Source organism: Amycolatopsis sp. NPDC051716 (genome assembly GCF_040681595.1).
Lineage (GTDB): Bacteria > Actinomycetota > Actinomycetes > Mycobacteriales > Pseudonocardiaceae > Amycolatopsis.
Genome location: NZ_JBFAZA010000040.1, coordinates 19,714 through 37,099, shown reverse-complemented (window position 1 = coordinate 37,099; position 17,386 = coordinate 19,714). Strand labels below are relative to the sequence as shown.

The 17,386-nt window shown below is 70.9% G+C and carries 18 protein-coding genes; 10 read left to right on the top strand and 8 right to left on the bottom strand.

Going from position 1 to position 17,386, the window contains the following annotated elements; translation table 11 throughout:
* Nucleotides 1-73 precede the first annotated feature (73 nt).
* On the top strand, nucleotides 74-1,294 hold the full coding sequence (locus tag AB0M30_RS39045) for a hypothetical protein (protein ID WP_364595021.1): 1,221 nt from the start codon (nucleotides 74-76) through the stop codon (nucleotides 1,292-1,294).
* Between the two features lie 22 nt (nucleotides 1,295-1,316).
* On the opposite strand, the gene AB0M30_RS39040 is transcribed toward AB0M30_RS39045, so the two are convergent.
* The 6 genes from AB0M30_RS39040 to mptB all read right to left on the bottom strand — a co-directional run bounded on the left by AB0M30_RS39040 (nucleotide 1,317) and on the right by mptB (nucleotide 6,985).
* On the bottom strand, nucleotides 1,317-2,243 hold the full coding sequence (locus AB0M30_RS39040) for an acyl-CoA desaturase (protein ID WP_364595018.1): 927 nt from the start codon (nucleotides 2,241-2,243) through the stop codon (nucleotides 1,317-1,319).
* A gap of 63 nt (nucleotides 2,244-2,306) precedes the next feature.
* Complete coding sequence (locus AB0M30_RS39035) at nucleotides 2,307-3,272, bottom strand: COX15/CtaA family protein (protein WP_364595015.1); 966 nt, start codon at nucleotides 3,270-3,272, stop codon at nucleotides 2,307-2,309.
* A gap of 84 nt (nucleotides 3,273-3,356) precedes the next feature.
* Complete coding sequence (locus tag AB0M30_RS39030; RefSeq protein WP_360183349.1) at nucleotides 3,357-3,551, bottom strand: hypothetical protein; 195 nt, start codon at nucleotides 3,549-3,551, stop codon at nucleotides 3,357-3,359.
* A gap of 87 nt (nucleotides 3,552-3,638) precedes the next feature.
* Nucleotides 3,639-4,424, bottom strand: a complete 786-nt coding sequence (locus tag AB0M30_RS39025; protein ID WP_364595012.1) for an ABC transporter permease — start codon at nucleotides 4,422-4,424, stop codon at nucleotides 3,639-3,641.
* Nucleotides 4,421-5,347 carry an ABC transporter ATP-binding protein gene (locus AB0M30_RS39020; protein WP_364595009.1) on the bottom strand — a complete coding sequence of 309 codons (927 nt, stop codon included), beginning with the start codon at nucleotides 5,345-5,347 and terminating at the stop codon, nucleotides 4,421-4,423. Before AB0M30_RS39020 ends, AB0M30_RS39025 begins: the two co-directional genes overlap by 4 nt.
* 6 nt (nucleotides 5,348-5,353) lie before the next feature.
* Nucleotides 5,354-6,985: a polyprenol phosphomannose-dependent alpha 1,6 mannosyltransferase MptB gene (gene mptB, locus AB0M30_RS39015; RefSeq protein ID WP_364595146.1), complete on the bottom strand. Its 1,632-nt coding sequence runs from the start codon at nucleotides 6,983-6,985 to the stop codon at nucleotides 5,354-5,356.
* Nucleotides 6,986-7,105: 120 nt separating this feature from the next.
* On the opposite strand from mptB, the gene AB0M30_RS39010 reads away from it, so the two are divergent.
* The 7 genes from AB0M30_RS39010 to AB0M30_RS38980 are packed head-to-tail and all read left to right on the top strand — an operon-like array spanning nucleotide 7,106 to nucleotide 13,554.
* On the top strand, nucleotides 7,106-7,957 hold the full coding sequence (locus AB0M30_RS39010; protein WP_364595006.1) for a metalloregulator ArsR/SmtB family transcription factor: 852 nt from the start codon (nucleotides 7,106-7,108) through the stop codon (nucleotides 7,955-7,957).
* Nucleotides 7,954-9,402: a Fe-S cluster assembly protein SufB gene (sufB, locus tag AB0M30_RS39005; RefSeq protein WP_364595003.1), complete on the top strand. Its 1,449-nt coding sequence runs from the start codon at nucleotides 7,954-7,956 to the stop codon at nucleotides 9,400-9,402. Before AB0M30_RS39010 ends, sufB begins: the two co-directional genes overlap by 4 nt.
* A gap of 2 nt (nucleotides 9,403-9,404) precedes the next feature.
* Nucleotides 9,405-10,577 carry a Fe-S cluster assembly protein SufD gene (gene sufD, locus AB0M30_RS39000; RefSeq protein ID WP_103336131.1) on the top strand — a complete coding sequence of 391 codons (1,173 nt, stop codon included), beginning with the start codon at nucleotides 9,405-9,407 and terminating at the stop codon, nucleotides 10,575-10,577.
* Between the two features lie 32 nt (nucleotides 10,578-10,609).
* The gene (gene sufC / locus AB0M30_RS38995; RefSeq protein ID WP_103336133.1) at nucleotides 10,610-11,380 is read left to right on the top strand and encodes a Fe-S cluster assembly ATPase SufC; all 771 of its coding nucleotides are present in this window, start codon (nucleotides 10,610-10,612) and stop codon (nucleotides 11,378-11,380) included.
* Between the two features lie 40 nt (nucleotides 11,381-11,420).
* Nucleotides 11,421-12,710 (top strand): cysteine desulfurase, encoded by a 1,290-nt coding sequence (locus AB0M30_RS38990; protein ID WP_364594999.1) that lies wholly within the window; start codon nucleotides 11,421-11,423, stop codon nucleotides 12,708-12,710.
* Nucleotides 12,707-13,156, top strand: a complete 450-nt coding sequence (gene sufU, locus AB0M30_RS38985; RefSeq protein ID WP_360183333.1) for a Fe-S cluster assembly sulfur transfer protein SufU — start codon at nucleotides 12,707-12,709, stop codon at nucleotides 13,154-13,156. The genes AB0M30_RS38990 and sufU overlap by 4 nt, the downstream gene beginning before the upstream one ends.
* Entirely contained in the window at nucleotides 13,153-13,554 is a 402-nt protein-coding gene (locus AB0M30_RS38980; RefSeq protein WP_103336139.1) for a metal-sulfur cluster assembly factor, read from the top strand. Before sufU ends, AB0M30_RS38980 begins: the two co-directional genes overlap by 4 nt.
* Here the strand turns inward: AB0M30_RS38980 and AB0M30_RS38975 are convergent.
* Nucleotides 13,544-14,338, bottom strand: coding sequence for a DUF4184 family protein (locus AB0M30_RS38975; protein WP_364594995.1), 795 nt, complete (start codon nucleotides 14,336-14,338; stop codon nucleotides 13,544-13,546). The two genes, AB0M30_RS38980 and AB0M30_RS38975, sit on opposite strands and share 11 nt — an antisense overlap.
* Nucleotides 14,339-14,355: 17 nt before the next feature.
* Between AB0M30_RS38975 and AB0M30_RS38970 the strand changes: the two genes are divergently transcribed.
* On the top strand, nucleotides 14,356-14,688 hold the full coding sequence (locus AB0M30_RS38970) for a YnfA family protein (protein WP_013224704.1): 333 nt from the start codon (nucleotides 14,356-14,358) through the stop codon (nucleotides 14,686-14,688).
* Between the two features lie 29 nt (nucleotides 14,689-14,717).
* Nucleotides 14,718-15,497 (top strand): signal peptidase I, encoded by a 780-nt coding sequence (gene lepB, locus AB0M30_RS38965; RefSeq protein WP_364594992.1) that lies wholly within the window; start codon nucleotides 14,718-14,720, stop codon nucleotides 15,495-15,497.
* Here the strand turns inward: lepB and AB0M30_RS38960 are convergent.
* The gene (locus AB0M30_RS38960; RefSeq protein ID WP_364594990.1) at nucleotides 15,421-17,367 is read right to left on the bottom strand and encodes an AarF/UbiB family protein; all 1,947 of its coding nucleotides are present in this window, start codon (nucleotides 17,365-17,367) and stop codon (nucleotides 15,421-15,423) included. The two genes, lepB and AB0M30_RS38960, sit on opposite strands and share 77 nt — an antisense overlap.
* Nucleotides 17,368-17,386 lie beyond the last annotated feature (19 nt).

Genomic DNA, 17,386 nt, shown 5'->3' with positions numbered 1-17,386 from the left:
ACGCCGTCGTTCCAGGGTGCCTCGTGAGAGCCGGGACCGGAAATGATCTTTGGTGGTGCGGAGGTGTTTCTTCGTGTCGGACTTTGCCGCGGATTGTCGATCTTTGCCGGGGGTTCTCGAGGAGTCGCCCGCGAAGGCCGCGCTGGGGTCACTGGCCAGGCGCCGGGACGGAGATCTGTTCGGGGCTCTTCGCCGCGCGGCCGAATCTTCGTCGAGCGGCTCCGGCACTTCGCTCGGCTGCCTGGTCGATCCGACCGCCTCGTTGCCGGGGGCGACGCCGGAGCTGCGCGCCTGGGCGAGCTGGGGGCTGATCGTCGACGAGATCGCCAAGCTGGGGTCGGTGGTGGAACCGCGGGAGCAGTTCGTCCTGCTGGCCGCATTCCGGCTCCCGCCGATTCCGGACGGGAGTACGAGCTGGGCCGCGAACCTCGGTGATCGATTCGGCCAATTGGCCGAAGTCCGTGGTCTTTTCGGAGAACGGAAGCCGCTTTCGAACACCCCGATGAACAAAGCCTGGGCCGGCGCCCTCGAAATGCTCGCCGCCGCCGTGACGGGGCAGCTGGGGCACCTCGAAGGCGAAGATTGGCGGCCCTACGTCGAGATCGGCCGAAAAGCGGCGGAGCAGTCACCCCGCCGTCTCTCCTCGGATCGGCGAAGCGGTGCCGGATCGCCCTTCCGAGCACCGTCGCCCGGCGCGCAACCGGTCTTCGTGGAACGCATGCTCGTCAGCGTGGTCATGCGTCGCCGGTTGGTCTCTCGGCGCATCACGGAACGCGACATCGTCGCCTGCGAGGACGGTGTCGACGGGTTCGACGTCCTGGCGTCGGCCGGCCGGACGGCCGACCTGTCCGAATTGCCGGTGAAGGCGATCTGGGCTTGCCGTCTCTCGACGCCGCGTGCCAAGCCGCCGGCCCCGGCGCGACTTCGATTCCCGAAGGTGCTTCGCCGAGGAGACCGGCATCACTTCGTTTCCGAGACCTGGGACGAGGACGCTGAAGGCTGGCAGCGGCGGATCGGTGTGGTGGTGGATCACCACGGCGTCGCGCCAGGAGCTTTCGACGACCACGGCCGCCCCATCGCCGGACTGACGGTGCGGGTGAACTGCGATCCGCAGTGCCTGCCCGATGCCTGCTGGTGGTACGCGGAGGAGACCGAACCCGGACGGTTGCGACGACCACCGGACGGCGATCGCCGTCTCCTCGAGGTTGGCGACGGCTTCGTGGAGCACACTTTCGAAGGACCGTGCCAACCGCGTGAGGGCTACGGGATCGTCTTCAGGTGGCCGCACGAGTGACTTGCCCCGGTCGGCCGGATCCCTACGGAGTCGTGACCCTCTTGGCGGCCAGCCGATCGGCCCTCGGCCACCGAACATCGGTCGCCCACCCGAACTTTTCGAACGCCCAGATCACCCGCGCCGAGACATCCACCTGCCCTCGCAGCACTCCGTGCCGCGCACAAGTCGGGTCCGCGTGGTGGGAGTTGTGCCAGGACTCGCCCATCGACAGCAGCGCCAGCGGCCAGAAGTTCGCCGCCTTGTCGCGGCTGGCGAAGGGCCTCTCGCCGATCAGGTGGCAGACCGAGTTCACCGACCACGTCACGTGGTGCAGGAACGCGATGCGCACCAGTCCCGCCCAGAAGAACGCCGTCACGACGCCCCACCAGGACCAGGAGATCAGGCCGCCGAGGATCGCCGGCAGGGTCAGGCTCAACGTGATCCACAGCCAGAAGTAGCGGTTCACCCAGCGCAGGTCCGCGTCCGCCACCAGGTCCGGGGCGAAGCGGTCGGCGTTGGTCACCTCGCGGCCGAACATCCAGCCCATGTGCGCGTGCCAGAAGCCGCGCAGCAGGGCCGACGGGGAGGTGCCGAACAGCCACGGCGAATGGGGGTCGCCCTCGCGGTCGGCGAACGCGTGGTGGCGGCGGTGACTGGCCACCCAGAAGATCACCGAGCCCTGCACCGCCATGCTGCCCGCGATGGCCAGGAGCACCCGCAGGGGCCGCGATGCCTTGAACGCGCCGTGGGTGAAGTACCGGTGGAAGCCGACCGTCACGCCGAGCGTCGCGAACGTGTAGAACGCGGCCGCGAGGATGAGGTCGATCCAGCTCATGCCCCAGCCCCACACCAGCGGGACCGCGATGAGCAGTGCCGCGAACGGCACCAGCAGGAAGGTCTTGAGCACGATCATCTCGCCGGTGCCGCGGCGGTGGGAGATCAGCGGCTTGGGCGCGGTGCGCGACGTCATGGCGCGAACATTAATACACGGCCGGGGCGCGCACGCCGACGCGGAGTTAAGCCCGCGTTGACGTCAGGCGGCTGCGAGCTCCCGGGGCGCCGCCACCAGCGATGTCACCGGGCCGCGATCGCGGCTGCCGGTCCACAGGGACGCCGTCGCGATGATGACCGCCATCGCGCCCAGGACGTGGAACGACACCATCGCCTCCGGCACGCCCAGCGCGTACTGCAGCGAGCCGAGACCCCCCTGCGCGACGGCGACCACCCACACCACCGTGTAGCGCCGCCAGAGGCTCTTCGGGGCGCCGACACGCAGCAGCTGGAGGCCGAACACCGCGAGCAGCAGCAGGTAGAGCACCAGCAGTCCGCCGTGGACCTGGGCGAGCGCCTCCACCGGGGCGTCGAGGCGGTGGGTGTTGATGTCACCGCTGTGCGGGCCGGCGCCGGTCACCGTGGTGCCCGCCGCCAGCACGAGCCACATCACGGCGGCGAGCAGGACCAGGATCGTGCGGCCGGCCGCCGGGACCAGCGGGCGGGCGGGTTCGTCGCCTTCGCGGAACGCGCGCAGCAGCAGGACGGCCAGCCAGACGAGCGGGGTCGTCGCGAGGAAGTGGATCGCGACGGTCCACCACTCCAGCTTCGCGAGCACGGTGAGCCCGCCGACGACGGCCTGCAGCACGACGCCGCCGGGCATCGTCCAGGCCAGCTTGACCAGGCGCTTGCGGCCCGGGTGGTCGATCTGCACGCGCCACGCCGTGACGACCGCGACGGCGGCGACCAGGATGACGACGCCGGTGAGCAGCCGGTTGCCGAACTCGATCCACTGGTTGAGCGCGTCGATCCCGGAGTCGTGCTTCGGCACGAGGCTGCCGGCGACGCACTGGGGCCAGGTCGGGCAGCCGAGCCCGGACCCGGTGACGCGCACGATGGACCCGGTGACGCCGATCAGCGCCTGCGCGAGGACCGCGGCGATCCCGACGGCCCGCTGCACGGCGGCGGAGGGGTACGGCAGGCGGGCGACGAGGCTGGTGAACGGCACGGCATCGATGGTAGAGCGCGCGGAAAACGCGCTTTCGGCAGGTCCGGGCGCCCAGAACGGCGAGGCGGGCGCAAGGGACCAAGGTCACTCGGTTTTCTTCTGCTTCTTCTGGAAGAAGCCCATCGACTGCGCGAAGACCGCACCGAACCCCACCACGGCCAGGGGAACCGTCCGGAGCCAGAACGTTCCCGCGTCCACCTTGATCAGCAGGACGAGCACCCCGATCGCCACCGCGAGCAGGAGCAGCATGATCAGGAAGACGCGGGTTTTCGAGACCATGTGAACTGCCCCCTCGGGTCCGGCTGTGGTCCGGCCGACCTTCTCAGAGGTGGGGCGTGGTTCGTGAGGTCACTTCTACCCGGGAGTTCAGGTGAGCTTCGTCGTCCGGGAAGCCACCGCTCCCGCGACCACCGCCCAGACCGCCAGCACCGCGAGCGGCCCGGGCGCGAACGACCCGTCCACCAGCGCCGCGCGCATCCCCTCCGCCAGCGCGCCCGACGGCAGCAGCTCCACCACCCGCGCCAGCCCCGAGGGCAGGGAAGCCGGCGCCAGCAGGATCCCGCCCGCGAGCAGGAGCGCGAACCACACGATGTTCGCCAGCGCCAGCACGGCTTCCGCGCGCAACGCGCCACCCAAGAGCACGCCGAGCGCCCCGAACGCCAACGTCCCGAGCACCAGCAGCAGCACCGCCGACACCAGCCCGGACAGCGACGGCGACCAGCCCAGGAACGCCGCCACCACGCCGATGATCACCGACTGCAGGGCCACGACCACCAGCGCCGCCGCCAGCCGGCCCGCGACCAGCAGCCAGCGCGGCAACGCCGTGGCCGAGAGGCGCTTCAGCACGCCGTAGCGCCGGTCGAAGCCGAGGGCGATCGCCTGGCCGGTGAACGCCGACGACATCACCGCCAGCGCCAGGATCCGAGGGGTGATCCAGTCCACTTTGGACGTCGAGCCGAGCGCGGACGCCGGCAGGATGTCCAGCAGGGACAGCCCGATCAGCAGCGCCAGCGGGATCAGCAGCGTCAGCAGCACCTGCTCGCCGTGGCGCAACGTCAGGCTCACCTCGACGCGCGCGTGCGTCCGCAGCATCCGGCCCAGGGATCCCCGGCCGGGTGCCGGGGTGAAGACGCCGGGCTCGAAAACGCTCATGCCCGCAGCTCCCGTCCGGTCAGCTCCAGGAAGACCTCTTCCAGGGTCCGCTTGCCGACCTGCAGTTCTTCCGGCAGCACGCCCTGCTGCGCGCACCACGCCGTCACCGTCGACACCACCTGCGGGTCGACCGAGCCCACCACGGTGTACGTCCCCGGCGCCGACTCGCGCACCGCGTAGCCCTCCGGCAGCGCCGCGGTCAGCAGGGCCGTGTCGAGCCGCGTGCGGGCCTTGAAGCGCAGCCCCGCGTTGCCCGTCTCGTCCGTCGTCAGCGACTGCGGTGCGCCGGACACGACGACCTTGCCGTGGTCCACGATCACCACCGTGTCGGCCAGCGCCTCGGCCTCCTCCATCAGGTGCGTGGTCAGCAGCACCGAGACGCCGTCGGCGCGCAGCGCACCCAGCAGGTCCCACACCAGGTGCCGGGCCTGCGGGTCCATGCCCGCCGTCGGTTCGTCGAGGAACACCAGCTCCGGGCGCCCGACCAGGGCGCACGCCAGCGAAAGCCGCTGCTGCTGGCCGCCGGAGAGGCGCTTGAACGGCGTCCGCCGCACCGCGGCAAGCCCGAGGATGTCCAGCAGCCACGCCGGGTCCAGCGGGGTCGCGGCGCAGGACGCCACCAGGCGCAGCATCTCGTCGGCGCGGACGCCGGGGTACGCGCCGCCGCCCTGGGGCATGATGCCGACGCGGGGACGCAGCGCCGAAGACTCGCGGACCGGGTCGAGGCCGAGCACGCGCACCGTGCCCGCGTCAGGCTTGAGGAAGCCTTCGCAGATCTCGACGGTGGTGGTCTTGCCGGCCCCGTTCGGGCCGAGCAGGGCGAGCAGGCTGCCGCGCTCCATCCGCAGGTCGAGGCCGTCGACCGCGCGGGTGGAGCCGTAGCTTTTGACCAGCCCGGTGATCTCGACGGCAGGGACGCTCACATCGGGTCACGATACGGCGTCGACCGGCTCGGGCACCCGCGGGGACGGCTTGGCGAGCAACACGGGAGCGAGCCGCCGCACGATCAGCATCCCGCCGCCGCAGACGACGATCGCCGCGACGTAGGCGAACGGCAGCACGTACGGGCGGCCGTCGAAGGTGCTGCCGGTGGGCGGGAGGAGGAACGGCAGCGCGGCCGAGAGCACCGCCGCCGCCACCCGGAACCGCGACGTCCCGGCCGCGGCGGCGAGCGGGATCACCGCCCAGAGCACGTACCAGGGCTGGAGATTGATCTGCAGGATCATCACCGCGCCCATCGAGACGCCGAGCCCGATGATCGGCCGGTAGCGCCACTTGAAGCTGTCCCACAGGAACTTGAAGGTGATCCCGACGGCGACGAGGTAGCCGAGCACGCCGAGGATCGGCACCAGCGCGTCGGTGTGGTTGCCGAGCCCGAGCGCGATGCCGAGGACGCCGGAGAGGTTGGCCAGCTCGGCGGTGGGGGAGATCCAGGAGCGGACCAGGCCGGGGGTGCTGAACGTCGCCCCGAACCAGCCGAAGCCGAGCCCGGTGCCGAAGCAGACGGCCACCAGGACCACGCCGAACCACAGCGCCATCGGCACGCCGGCCACGAACAGGTCCTTGAGCCGGCCGTGCCACCGCCGGGCCACCATTACGGCGAAGAACGGCAGCGCGAACACCGCGGGCAGCTTCACCGCGACGCCGAGGGTGATGATCGCGACGCCGAGCCCGATGTACAGCAGCTCCCCGCGCGCGAGCGGGGGCGGGGTGTCGCCCTTCACCCGGATCGGCAGCCGCCGGATGCCCACCTCCAGCCCGGCGAGCATCAGGCCGACGGCGAGCGCGTCGTTGTGGGCGCCGGCCACGAAGTGGAAGATCAGCAGCGGGTTCAGGGCGCCGAGCCACAGCGCGGTCGCGGGCTGGACGCCGAACCGCCGCGCCAGCCGCGGCAGCGCCCAGACGATGAGGACCACGCCGGCCAGTGCGAGCACGCGCTGCAGCAGCACGCCGACCGCGATGCTGTTGCCGGCCAGCGGGGCGAGCCAGCCGCCGAGGCGCAGCACGAGCGGCCCGTACGGCGCCGGCGTCTCCCGCCACATGTTCGACACGCCCGCGGTGAACTTGTCCGCGACGCCGAGGGCCTGCGCCGGGCCGAGGGTGTAGGGGTCCATCCCGCGGTGCACGATCTCGCTCTGCGCCAGGTAGCTGTAGACGTCGCGGGAGAACAGCGGCGGGATGACCAGCAGCGGCAGCACCCACAACGCGATGGTGCGCGCGAGCTGGCCCTGTGACGCCAGGCGCGTGCGGCTGGGCTGGGCGAACCGGCCGAGCATCAGCCAGCTCAGCACCAGGATGCCCATCCCGGAGATGGCGATGGCCAGCGACACCGTCGGGATCCGGGTGAACAGCCGCAGCACCGGGATCTCCTGCACCGGGTTGATCACCGGGGCGGCGCCGGCGCCGAGGGACCCGAGCGCCAGGAAGAGCGACCCGACCGTGCCGAAGCGGCGGACGACGTTCAGGCCCCGCTGCTCACCGGCCTCCAGGGGGAGCGGTTCCCGGGGGTGGACCGGGGAGAGCGTCACCGGGTGGGCACTCCCGGCTTCGAGCCGTGCCACTTGCTGCTCCTGTTCGCCCACTGCCACGCGTGCAGGGTATCGGTCCGCCCCCGAGTGAGTCGGGTCACTGCCGGACACCCCGCCTTTGCCGACCGGCGGGAAATAAGACACACTTGTGTTGTGAAAAAGACGGCGACGGGCGACCAGGCGGGCGGCGATCTGCCGCGTGCCGTGCACCCGCACGTTCCGTCGCAGGTCAGCGCCGAGGGCAAGACCCGCCAGGAGGTTGCCCGGCTGCTGCTGGAACAGGGTCCCATGACCGCCGTCGTGGTCGCCGAGCAGCTCGGGATCAGCCCCACCGCCGTCCGCCGGCACCTGGACGCACTTCTCGCGGATGGCGAAGCCGAGACGCGGGACGCGCCGCGGCGAGGACCCCGGGGCCGGGGCCGCCCGGCGAAGCTCTTCCTGCTGACCGAGCCCGGCCGCGCCCGCTTCGGGCACGCCTACGACGACCTGGCCGTCTCCGCCATCCGCTTCCTGGCCGAGCACGCCGGCGAAGACGCCGTCCGCGCGTTCGCCGAGCAGCGCATCGAGAAGCTGGTCGGCCCGCACCGCTCCGCGATCACCGGACCGGGTGATCCGGCGGCCCGCGCGGAGGCCCTCGCGACCGCGCTGAGCAGGGAAGGCTACGCTGCGTCGACCCGCCAGATCGGCGCTGGTGGCCGCGAAAAGCCGGCGCCCGGCCAGAACACCGGCGCCCAGCTCTGCCAGCACCACTGTCCGGTCGCCCACGTGGCCGCGGAGTTCCCGCAGCTGTGCGAGGCCGAGACGGAGGCGTTCGCCAAGCTGCTGGGCACCCACGTCCAGCGGCTGGCGACCATCGCACGCGGTGACTCCGCGTGCACCACCCACGTACCCGTCACGGCGGGTCAGCCGGCCCATCCCGAGCCGGTAAGCACAGAGCCTCCGAGGGCGGCCCAGCTGCGGTCCCCGGAGGAAGCACGGATCCCGAATGGAGGGAAACCCGCATGACTGCCGCTGCCGAGCAGCGCACTCCCACCACCGCGCCACTGAGCCAGGAAGAGACCATCGAGTCCCTTGGCAAGTACGCGTTCGGCTGGGCCGACTCCGACGAGGCGGGCGCCAGCGCCCGTCGCGGGCTGAACGAGGACGTCGTCACCGACATCTCCTCGAAGAAGTCCGAGCCGGAGTGGATGCGCGAAGCGCGACTGAAGGCGCTCAAGCTCTTCGAGAAGAAGCCCATGCCCAACTGGGGGGCCGACCTCTCCGGGATCGACTTCGACAACATCAAGTACTTCGTCCGCTCCAGCGAGAAGCAGGCTGCGAGCTGGGAAGACCTTCCCGAGGACATCAAGAACACGTACGACCGGCTGGGCATCCCCGAGGCGGAGAAGCAGCGCCTCGTCGCCGGGGTCGCCGCGCAGTACGAGTCCGAGGTCGTCTACCACTCGATCCGCGAGGACCTCGAGGCCCAGGGCGTGCTCTTCCTGGACACCGACACCGCGCTCAAGACGCACCCGGAGCTGTTCGAGGAGTACTTCGGCTCGGTCATCCCGGCCGGCGACAACAAGTTCTCCGCGCTGAACACGGCGGTCTGGTCCGGCGGCTCGTTCATCTACGTGCCCAAGGGCGTCAAGGTGGACATCCCGCTGCAGGCCTACTTCCGGATCAACACCGAGAACATGGGCCAGTTCGAGCGCACCCTGATCATCGTCGACGAAGACGCCTACGTGCACTACGTCGAGGGTTGCACGGCGCCGATCTACCAGTCCGACTCGCTGCACTCGGCGGTCGTGGAGATCATCGTCAAGAAGGGCGCCCGCTGCCGCTACACGACCATCCAGAACTGGTCGAACAACGTCTACAACCTGGTCACCAAGCGCGCCAAGTGCGAAGCGGGCGCGACCATGGAATGGATCGACGGCAACATCGGTTCCAAGGTGACGATGAAGTACCCGTCGGTCTTCCTCATGGGCGAGCACGCCAAGGGTGAGGTCCTCTCGGTCGCGTTCGCGGGCGAGGGCCAGCACCAGGACGCGGGCGCCAAGATGGAGCACCTCGCGCCGTACACCTCCTCGACGATCGTGTCGAAGTCGGTGGCGCGCGGCGGTGGCCGCACCTCGTACCGCGGCCTGGTCCGCGTCGCGAAGCGCGCGCACCACTCGCGCTCCAGCGTCGTCTGCGACGCGCTGCTGGTGGACACGATCTCGCGCTCGGACACGTACCCGTACGTGGACATCCGCAACGACGAGGTGTCCATGGGCCACGAGGCCACCGTGTCGAAGGTCAGCGAAGAGCAGCTGTTCTACCTGATGTCGCGCGGTCTCGACGAGGCCGAGGCCATGGCGATGATCGTGCGCGGGTTCGTCGAGCCGATCGCGCGTGAGCTGCCGATGGAGTACGCGCTCGAGCTGAACCGCCTGATCGAGCTCCAGATGGAAGGGTCCGTCGGCTAGTCATGTCGGTTACCGAGAACAACGTTTCGGAGTCGCTCCGCGAGGGGGCCGTCATTCCGGCGGCCTCCCGCGCGGAGCGCTTCACCTCCTACGACGTCGAGGCCTTCGAGGTCCCGAGCGGCCGTGAGGAGAACTGGCGCTTCACGCCGATGAAGCGGCTGCGCGGCCTGCACGACGGCAGCGCGGTCGCCACCGGCGAGATCACCCTCGAAGCCGACGCCGCGCCCGAGCTGGGCGTCGTGACCGTCGGCCGCGACGACCCGCGGCTGGGCCAGGCCGGCGTCCCGAGCGACCGGATCGCCGCCCAGGCGTACTCCTCGTTCACCAAGGCCACCATCGTGACGGTGCCCAAGGAGACGAAGGCGTCCAAGCCGTCGGTGCTGCGCATCCACGGCCCGGGCGAGGGCCAGGTCGCCTACGGGCACCTGCAGGTCCGCGCCGAGCCGTTCGCCGAGGCCGTCATCGTGCTCGACCACGTCGGCTCCGGCACCTACGCCGACAACGTCGAGTTCGTCATCGGCGACGGCGCCAAGGTCACCGTGGTCAGCGTCCAGGACTGGGCCGACGACGCGGTGCACGTCTCCGAGCAGCACCTGAAGCTGGGCCGTGACGCCGCGCTGCGGCACACCGTGATCACCCTGGGCGGTGACCTGGTCCGCGTCTCGCCGACGGCGACCTTCACCGACAAGGGCGGCGACGTCGACATGCTCGGCGTCTACTTCGCCGACGGCGGCCAGCACCAGGAGCACCGTCTCTTCGTCGACCACGCGGTGCCGAACTGCAAGTCCCGCGTGGGCTACAAGGGCGCGCTGCAGGGCGAGGGCGCGCACACGGTCTGGATCGGCGACGTGCTGATCCGCGCCGCGGCCGAGGCCACCGACACCTACGAGTTCAACCGCAACCTGGTGCTCACGCCCGGGGCCCGCGCGGACTCGGTGCCGAACCTCGAGATCGAGACCGGCGAGATCGAAGGCGCCGGCCACGCGAGCGCGACGGGAAGGTTCGACGACGAGCAGTTGTTCTACCTGCAGTCGCGCGGGATCGCCGAAGAAGCCGCCCGCCGGCTGGTCGTGCGCGGGTTCTTCCACGAGATCCTGGTGAAGATCGACGTCCCCGAGGTGCGCGAGCGCCTCGAAGCCGCGATCGAGGCCGAGCTCGAAGCCGTTGGCGCCTGACGCCGTCCACCGCAGACTTTAGGAAACGAAGAATGGCTACCCTGGAAATCAAGGACCTGCACGCCTCGGTCGACACCGACGAAGGCGCCAAGGAGATCCTCAAGGGCGTGAACCTGACGATCAAGTCGGGCGAAACCCACGCGATCATGGGCCCCAACGGCTCCGGCAAGTCCACCCTGTCCTACGCGATCGCCGGTCACCCCAAGTACCAGGTGACCTCCGGCGAGGTGCTGCTCGACGGCGAGAACGTGCTCGAGATGAGCGTCGACGAGCGCGCCCGCGCCGGCCTCTTCCTGGCCATGCAGTACCCGGTCGAGGTGCCCGGCGTGTCCATGTCCAACTTCCTCCGCACCGCGGCCACCGCGGTGCGTGGCGAGGCCCCCAAGCTGCGCCACTGGGTCAAGGAGGTCAAGGAGGAGATGGGCAAGCTCGAGATCTCGCAGGAGTTCGCCGAGCGTTCGGTCAACGAGGGCTTCTCCGGCGGCGAGAAGAAGCGCCACGAGATCCTGCAGCTGGCGCTGCTCAAGCCGAAGTTCGCCATCCTCGACGAGACCGACTCCGGTCTCGACGTCGACGCCCTGCGCGTCGTGTCCGAGGGTGTCAACGCCTACAAGGCTTCGAGCGAGGTCGGCGTCATGCTGATCACGCACTACACCCGGATCCTGCGGCACATCACGCCGGACTTCGTGCACGTCTTCGCCGGCGGCAAGATCGTCGAGTCGGGCGGCAAGGAGCTGGCGGACGAGCTGGAGGAGAACGGCTACGTCAAGTACGTCGGCAAGCCCGAGCCGGCCGCGCTCTGACTTTCGCCAGTACACACCGAGAATGAGAGGAGTCGGCCCGATGACCACCACCTCGGCCAGCTCTGTGCCACTCGACGTGGCGGCCCTGAGGGCCGACTTCCCCATCCTGTCGCGCACGGTCCGTGACGGGAAACCCTTGGTGTACCTGGACTCCGGGGCGACGTCCCAACGCCCGACCGCGGTGTTCGAGGCCGAACGCGAGTACGTGTTCACGTCGAACGCCGCCGTCCACCGCGGTGCCCACCAGCTCTCCGAAGAGGCCACTGACGCCTACGAGTCCGCGCGCGCGAAGATCGCGGAGTTCGTCGGTGCGGACCCCGAAGAGCTGGTGTTCACCAAGAACGCGACCGAGGGCATCAACCTCGTCGCGTACTCGATGAGCAACGCCGCCACGGCCGGTCCCGAAGCTTCGCGTTTCGTGGTCGGCCCGGGCGACGAGATCGTCATCACCGAGATGGAGCACCACGCGAACCTCGTGCCGTGGCAGCAGCTGTGCCAGCGCACCGGGGCGACGCTGAAGTGGTTCAAGGTGACCGCGGACGGCCGGCTCGACCTGTCCGATGTGGACGAAATGATCACCGAGCGCACCAAGGTGGTCGCGTTCGCGCACCAGTCGAACGTGCTCGGCACGGTCAACCCGGTCTCGCTGCTGGTCGAGAAGGCCAAGGCCGTCGGCGCGCTCACCGTGCTCGACGCCTGTCAGTCGGTGCCCCACTTCCCGGTCGACTTCCACGCCCTCGGCGTCGACTTCGCCGTCTTCTCCGGGCACAAGATGCTCGGCCCGTCCGGCATCGGCGTCCTCTACGGCCGCACCGAGCTGCTCGAAGCGATGCCGCCGTTCCTCACCGGCGGGTCGATGATCGAGATGGTCCGCATGGAGGGCTCGACCTTCGCGCCGCCGCCGCAGCGGTTCGAGGCCGGCGTTCCGATGACGTCGCAGGCCATCGGCCTCGGCGCGGCCGTCGACTACCTCTCCGCCATCGGCATGGACCGCATCGCGGCCCACGAGCACGAGCTCGCCGCGGCGGCCATCGAGGGCATCGGCGCCATCCCGGGCGTCCGGATCATCGGGCCGACGGACCTGGCGGACCGCGGCGCGACCGTGTCGTTCGTGATCGACGGCGTGCACCCGCACGACGCCGGCCAGGTGCTCGACAGCCTCGGCATCGCGGTCCGCGTCGGCCACCACTGCGCGTGGCCGCTGCACCGGGCCTGCAACGCGCAGGCGACCGTGCGCGCGTCGTTCTACCTCTACAACGACCTGTCCGAAGTGGATGCCCTGGTGGCCGGGGTCCGCGAGGCGCAGAAGTTCTTCGGGGTTGCCCAGTGAACTTGGAGAGCATGTACCAGGAGATCATCCTGGACCACTACAAACACCCGCACGGGCGCGGCCTGCGCGACCCGTTCGACGCCGAATCGTTCCAGGTCAACCCGACCTGCGGCGACGAGGTGACCCTGCGGGTGAAGATCGACGACGGGAAGGTCGCCGACGTCTCCTACGATGGCCAGGGCTGCTCGATCAGCCAGGCCTCGACGTCGGTCTTGACGGATCTCGTCGTCGGCCACACGCTTGAGGAGGCGTTCACCACCATGGACGCCTTCGTGGAACTGATGCAGGGCAAGGGAAAGATCGAGCCGGACGAGGACGTGCTGGAGGACGGGATCGCCTTCGCGGGCGTCGCCAAGTACCCGGCCCGCGTGAAGTGCGCCCTCCTCGGCTGGATGGCTTTCAAGGACGCCGTCGCCCGGACGACCAGTGGAGATGGACAGGCATGACCGAAGACACCGCCACCGACGCTCGCGAGGGCCGGACCGCCGCTGACCTGGACGCGGAAACCACCGCGACGCAGGATCTCGACCTCGCCAAGCTCGAAGACGTCGAAGAAGCCATGCGCGACGTCGTCGACCCGGAACTCGGCATCAACGTCGTCGACCTCGGCCTGGTCTACGACATCCGCGTCGAGCCGGACAACACCGCGACCATCGACATGACGCTGACGTCCGCGGCCTGCCCGCTGACCGACGTCATCGAGGACCAGACGTCGGCGGCGCTGACCTCCGGCGGCCTGGTCAAGGACTTCCGGATCAACTGGGTCTGGATGCCGCCGTGGGGCCCGGAGAAGATCACCGACGACGGCCGCGAGCAGCTGCGCGCGCTCGGCTTCACCGTCTGAGTTCGTTCGCGTCGAGCGGGTCACCTTCCGAGGTGGCCCGCTTTGCGTATAACGCCCTATACCGCGCGTGCCAGGCCAGCGCGTACAGCCCGAGCGTGGCGAAGAACCCGCTGCAGGCACCGGTGACCAGCAGGTAGGTCGCGTTGCCGACCACCCCGGCGCGGGTCATCGGGTCGTGGTGGGCCAGGAACGGCAGCGCTTGGACGAGCCCGCCGATGAGCGTGCCGGCCGCCAGGAACGCGGCGACGCTCTTGCGGTGGCGGGTGCCCGGCGGCGCCGGCGCGACCGGCGCGGTGCGGTACCAGCGCCACAGCCACCAGGCGAGGACGGCGGCACCGGCGATGGTGCTGACCAGCTGGATCAGCCGGCCGACGTCGACGCCGGTGACGAGCGGGGTCCGCAGGAACGCCGGGCCGCCGCTTTCGTGGGTGAAGGCGTCCCAGCCGACGTGCGTGGCGGCGCCGAGGACCAGCGAGAGGGCGATCCAGCCCGGTCGCCGCCAGCTGAAACCCCCGTGGATCCGCCCGGCGAGCGGTGCGGGCGCCAGCGCCAGCAGCGGCCGCTTCAGCAACGCGTGGAACAGGGCCAGCAGGACGAGCGCGATGAGCGGGTCCAGCCAGAGGACCGCGGTGAATTCGTGGGTCTCCGTCAGGCCCACGCTGTGGAGCCGCGGCACGAACCAGAAGAGGTCCGGCGCGACCGACCCGGCGACGAGGGCCGAGGGCACCAGCGGGCGTCGCACCAGGGGGAGCACGGCGGCAGGATGACTCAGCGTGAACGGCACCGGGTTAGTATCCCGGGGTGGTCCTGCGGTCGATCGTCCTGTTCCTGGCCGCGGCCGTGTGCGAGATCGGCGGCGCCTGGCTGATCTGGCAAGGCATCCGCGAACACCGGGGTCTGCTGTGGATCGGCGGCGGAGTGGTGGCGCTGGGGGTGTACGGCTTCGTGGCGACCCTCCAGCCGGACGCCCACTTCGGCCGCATCCTCGCCGCGTACGGCGGGGTGTTCGTGGCGGGGTCGCTGGCCTGGGGCGTGGTCGCGGACGGCTACCGCCCGGACCGCTACGACGTCATCGGCGCCTTGCTGTGCCTGGCCGGGGTCGCGGTGATCATGTACGCGCCGCGGACCGGGTAACGCCGCAGGTGGGCGGGCGATAGATCGTCGTGACCGACCTCGCGTTCCCGCCCGCGCCGCCCGAACTGCCGAAGCCGCGCCGGATCTCGCCCGCCCTCGTGGTGGGCGTCGTCGTCGCCCTGCTGGGCCTCGGTGTGACGGTGGCCGGGGTGGGCACAGGGTTCTTGAGCTACCGGGCCTACCGGGTTCCGGGTCCGGCGATGAGCCCGGCGCTCAAGCCCGGCGGCGAGGTCGTGGTGCGCGCCCGCGGTGGCGAAGAGGTCCACCGCGGGGACGTGGTCATGTTCGATCGTGGGGCGTTCGCCCACCCGGACAGTTCCGGGCCGAGTGTCTTCCGGGTCGTCGCGGTCGCCGGGGACGTCGTCGCCTGCTGCACCGAGGGGCGGCTGTCGGTGGACGGCCGGCCGATCACCGAGACCTACCTCAGCCAGGACGAGTACGCGCACGACGCGGCGGCCGCCCTGCCGTACCTCGTGCGCATGCACGACGGCCAGGTGTTCCTGCTCGGGGACGAGCGGGGCAGGGCCCGCGATTCGCGCTTCCTCGGCGTCGTGCCGCTTTCCGCGGTCACCGGCTTCGTGGTCGGCACCGGCAGTGCCTTCCGCCCGGCGCCACTGCCGCGCACCACCGCCTTCACCGACGCGGGCCTGCCGGGCGCGCCGTTCGAAGACCGGATGTACCCCGCGCTGCGCTGGTGGCTGCTCGGCGGCGCCGTCCTGTTCTTCGCCGGTTTCATCGGGCTGATCGTGACGCTCGTCCGGACCGCCGGAAGACGACGAAGAGCAGCCGCAGGCCCACCAGGGCACTGATCACCAGCAGGTTGTAGCCGAACACCTGGTGCAGCGTCAGGTCCGCGGCGATGCGCGGCCCGCCCGAACCGGTCAGCAGGAACACCGCCATCAGACCGGTGGCCGCGCCGACGAAGGCCAGCAGGGCTTCGTGGACCAGGCCGGTGACGACGTCGCGGTCGCGTTCGTCGGAGAACAGCCGGACGTTCACCGACAGCCGGCCCTCCTCCACGGCCGCGCCGATCCGGTCGATGCGGCGGGGGATGCGTCGCAGCACCGGCAGCAGCGCCGTCAGCTCGCCGACCGCAGTGCGGCCGAGCGAGCCCGGCCGCAGCCCGGCGCCGACCTGCTCGACGGCGAACGCGCGGGACTCGGCGACGACGTCGAAGCCGGGATCCAGCGCGGCCAGCGTGCCCTCGACCGTGGCCAGCGCGCGGAACACCGCGGCCACCGGCGGCGGCACGCTGAGCCGGAAGTCCGCGACCACGCGGAACAGGCCGGTGAACAGGTCGAGGTCCGGCGTGCGGCCGGGGCCGAAGTGCCGGGCGACCAGGGCGCCGAGGGCGCGTTCGAGGCGCTGTTCGTCGATTTCGCCGGTGCGGTCGACGATTTCGAGGAGCCCGTCGCGCAGGCCCGCCGGGTCGCCGCGGTCCAGGGCGAGCAGGAGGTTCTGCAGGCCGCCGCGCAGCCCGCTGTCGAGCAGGCCGACCGAGCCGAAGTCGAGCAGGCCGAGGCGGCCGTCACCCAGCAGCATGAGGTTGCCCGGGTGGGGGTCGGCGTGGAAGACGCCGCCGATCATCACCTGGTCGAGCAGGCAGCGAAGGAGCGAGCGCGCCAGCCGCTTGCGCTCGGCCGCGGGCAGCGTGTCCTTCGCCGCGGTGAGCGGCCGGCCGGTCAGCCGGGACATGACCAGCACGCGATCGGTGGAGAGTCCCTTGTGGACCTTCGGCAGCCCGACGTCCGGGGAGCCGGTGGCCGCGATGGCGCTGATGTTGCGGGCTTCGATGGTGAAGTCGAGCTCCTCGGCCAGCGCGGCGGCGAACCCGTCGGCCAGTTCGGCGACGCCGAGCGACCGCGCCCAGTCCGCGCGGTCCTCCAAGGCCGCGGCGACGCGCCGGACGATGGCGATGTCGCGTTCGGCCTGCTCCCGCACCCCCGGCCGCTGCACCTTGACCACGACGTCCTCGCCGCTGCGCAGCTTCGCGCGGTAGACCTGCGCGACCGACGCGGCGGCCAGCGGTTCGGGGTCGAACTCGGCGAAGACGTCGTCGGGGGAGCCGCCGAGTTCGTCGGCCAGCAGGGCCCACACGGCGTCGGCGCGGGCGGGTGCGACCTGGTCCTGGAGCTTGGCGAGCTCGTCGGCGAACACCGGGGGCAGCAGGTCCGCGCGGGTGGAGAGCAGCTGGCCGAGCTTCACGAACGTCACCCCGCCCTCCTCCAGCGCGCGGCGCAGGGAGCGCGCGAGCTTGGCGTGCCGCCCCCGCGCGAGGCCGGGTTCGCGCCGGCCGGTGAGGTAGCGGCCGAGGCCGTGCTTGACCGCGATCCGGCTGATCTGGGCGTACCGGCGGGCGCGAGAAAACCGGCCGCGCAGCCGGCCGAGCCCGACGCCGTGCGGCAGCGCCATCTCCACGACGAACAGGAAGATCAGGGTCGCGAGGAAAGCGCTGCCCGCCAACGGGATCAGCAGGCCGATCGCCGCGCCGCCGTGGCGCAGCAGCGAACCGGGGAACGCCTGCGCGATGCCGCCGGCGACGAGCCACCCGAACGCGGCGGCGCACAGGGCGCGCACGGCACCGATCCGGACGCCGAGCACGCGCCGGGCCGCGGCGACGAGCGGCCACAGCAGGAGCACGTACAGGGGGAGGGTCAGCAGGCCCAGCAGGATGTCCATCGGTTCCCTTTCGCCGGGA

Coding starts and splice junctions, on each gene's coding strand:
- AB0M30_RS39040 (WP_364595018.1), bottom strand. CDS start 2,243: ATGACGTCGCGCACCGCGCCCAAGCCGCTGATCTCCCACCGCCGCGGC.
- AB0M30_RS39030 (WP_360183349.1), bottom strand. CDS start 3,551: ATGGTCTCGAAAACCCGCGTCTTCCTGATCATGCTGCTCCTGCTCGCG.
- AB0M30_RS39025 (WP_364595012.1), bottom strand. CDS start 4,424: ATGAGCGTTTTCGAGCCCGGCGTCTTCACCCCGGCACCCGGCCGGGGA.
- sufB (WP_364595003.1), top strand. CDS start 7,954: ATGACTGCCGCTGCCGAGCAGCGCACTCCCACCACCGCGCCACTGAGC.
- sufD (WP_103336131.1), top strand. CDS start 9,405: ATGTCGGTTACCGAGAACAACGTTTCGGAGTCGCTCCGCGAGGGGGCC.
- sufC (WP_103336133.1), top strand. CDS start 10,610: ATGGCTACCCTGGAAATCAAGGACCTGCACGCCTCGGTCGACACCGAC.
- AB0M30_RS38990 (WP_364594999.1), top strand. CDS start 11,421: ATGACCACCACCTCGGCCAGCTCTGTGCCACTCGACGTGGCGGCCCTG.
- AB0M30_RS38980 (WP_103336139.1), top strand. CDS start 13,153: ATGACCGAAGACACCGCCACCGACGCTCGCGAGGGCCGGACCGCCGCT.
- AB0M30_RS38960 (WP_364594990.1), bottom strand. CDS start 17,367: ATGGACATCCTGCTGGGCCTGCTGACCCTCCCCCTGTACGTGCTCCTG.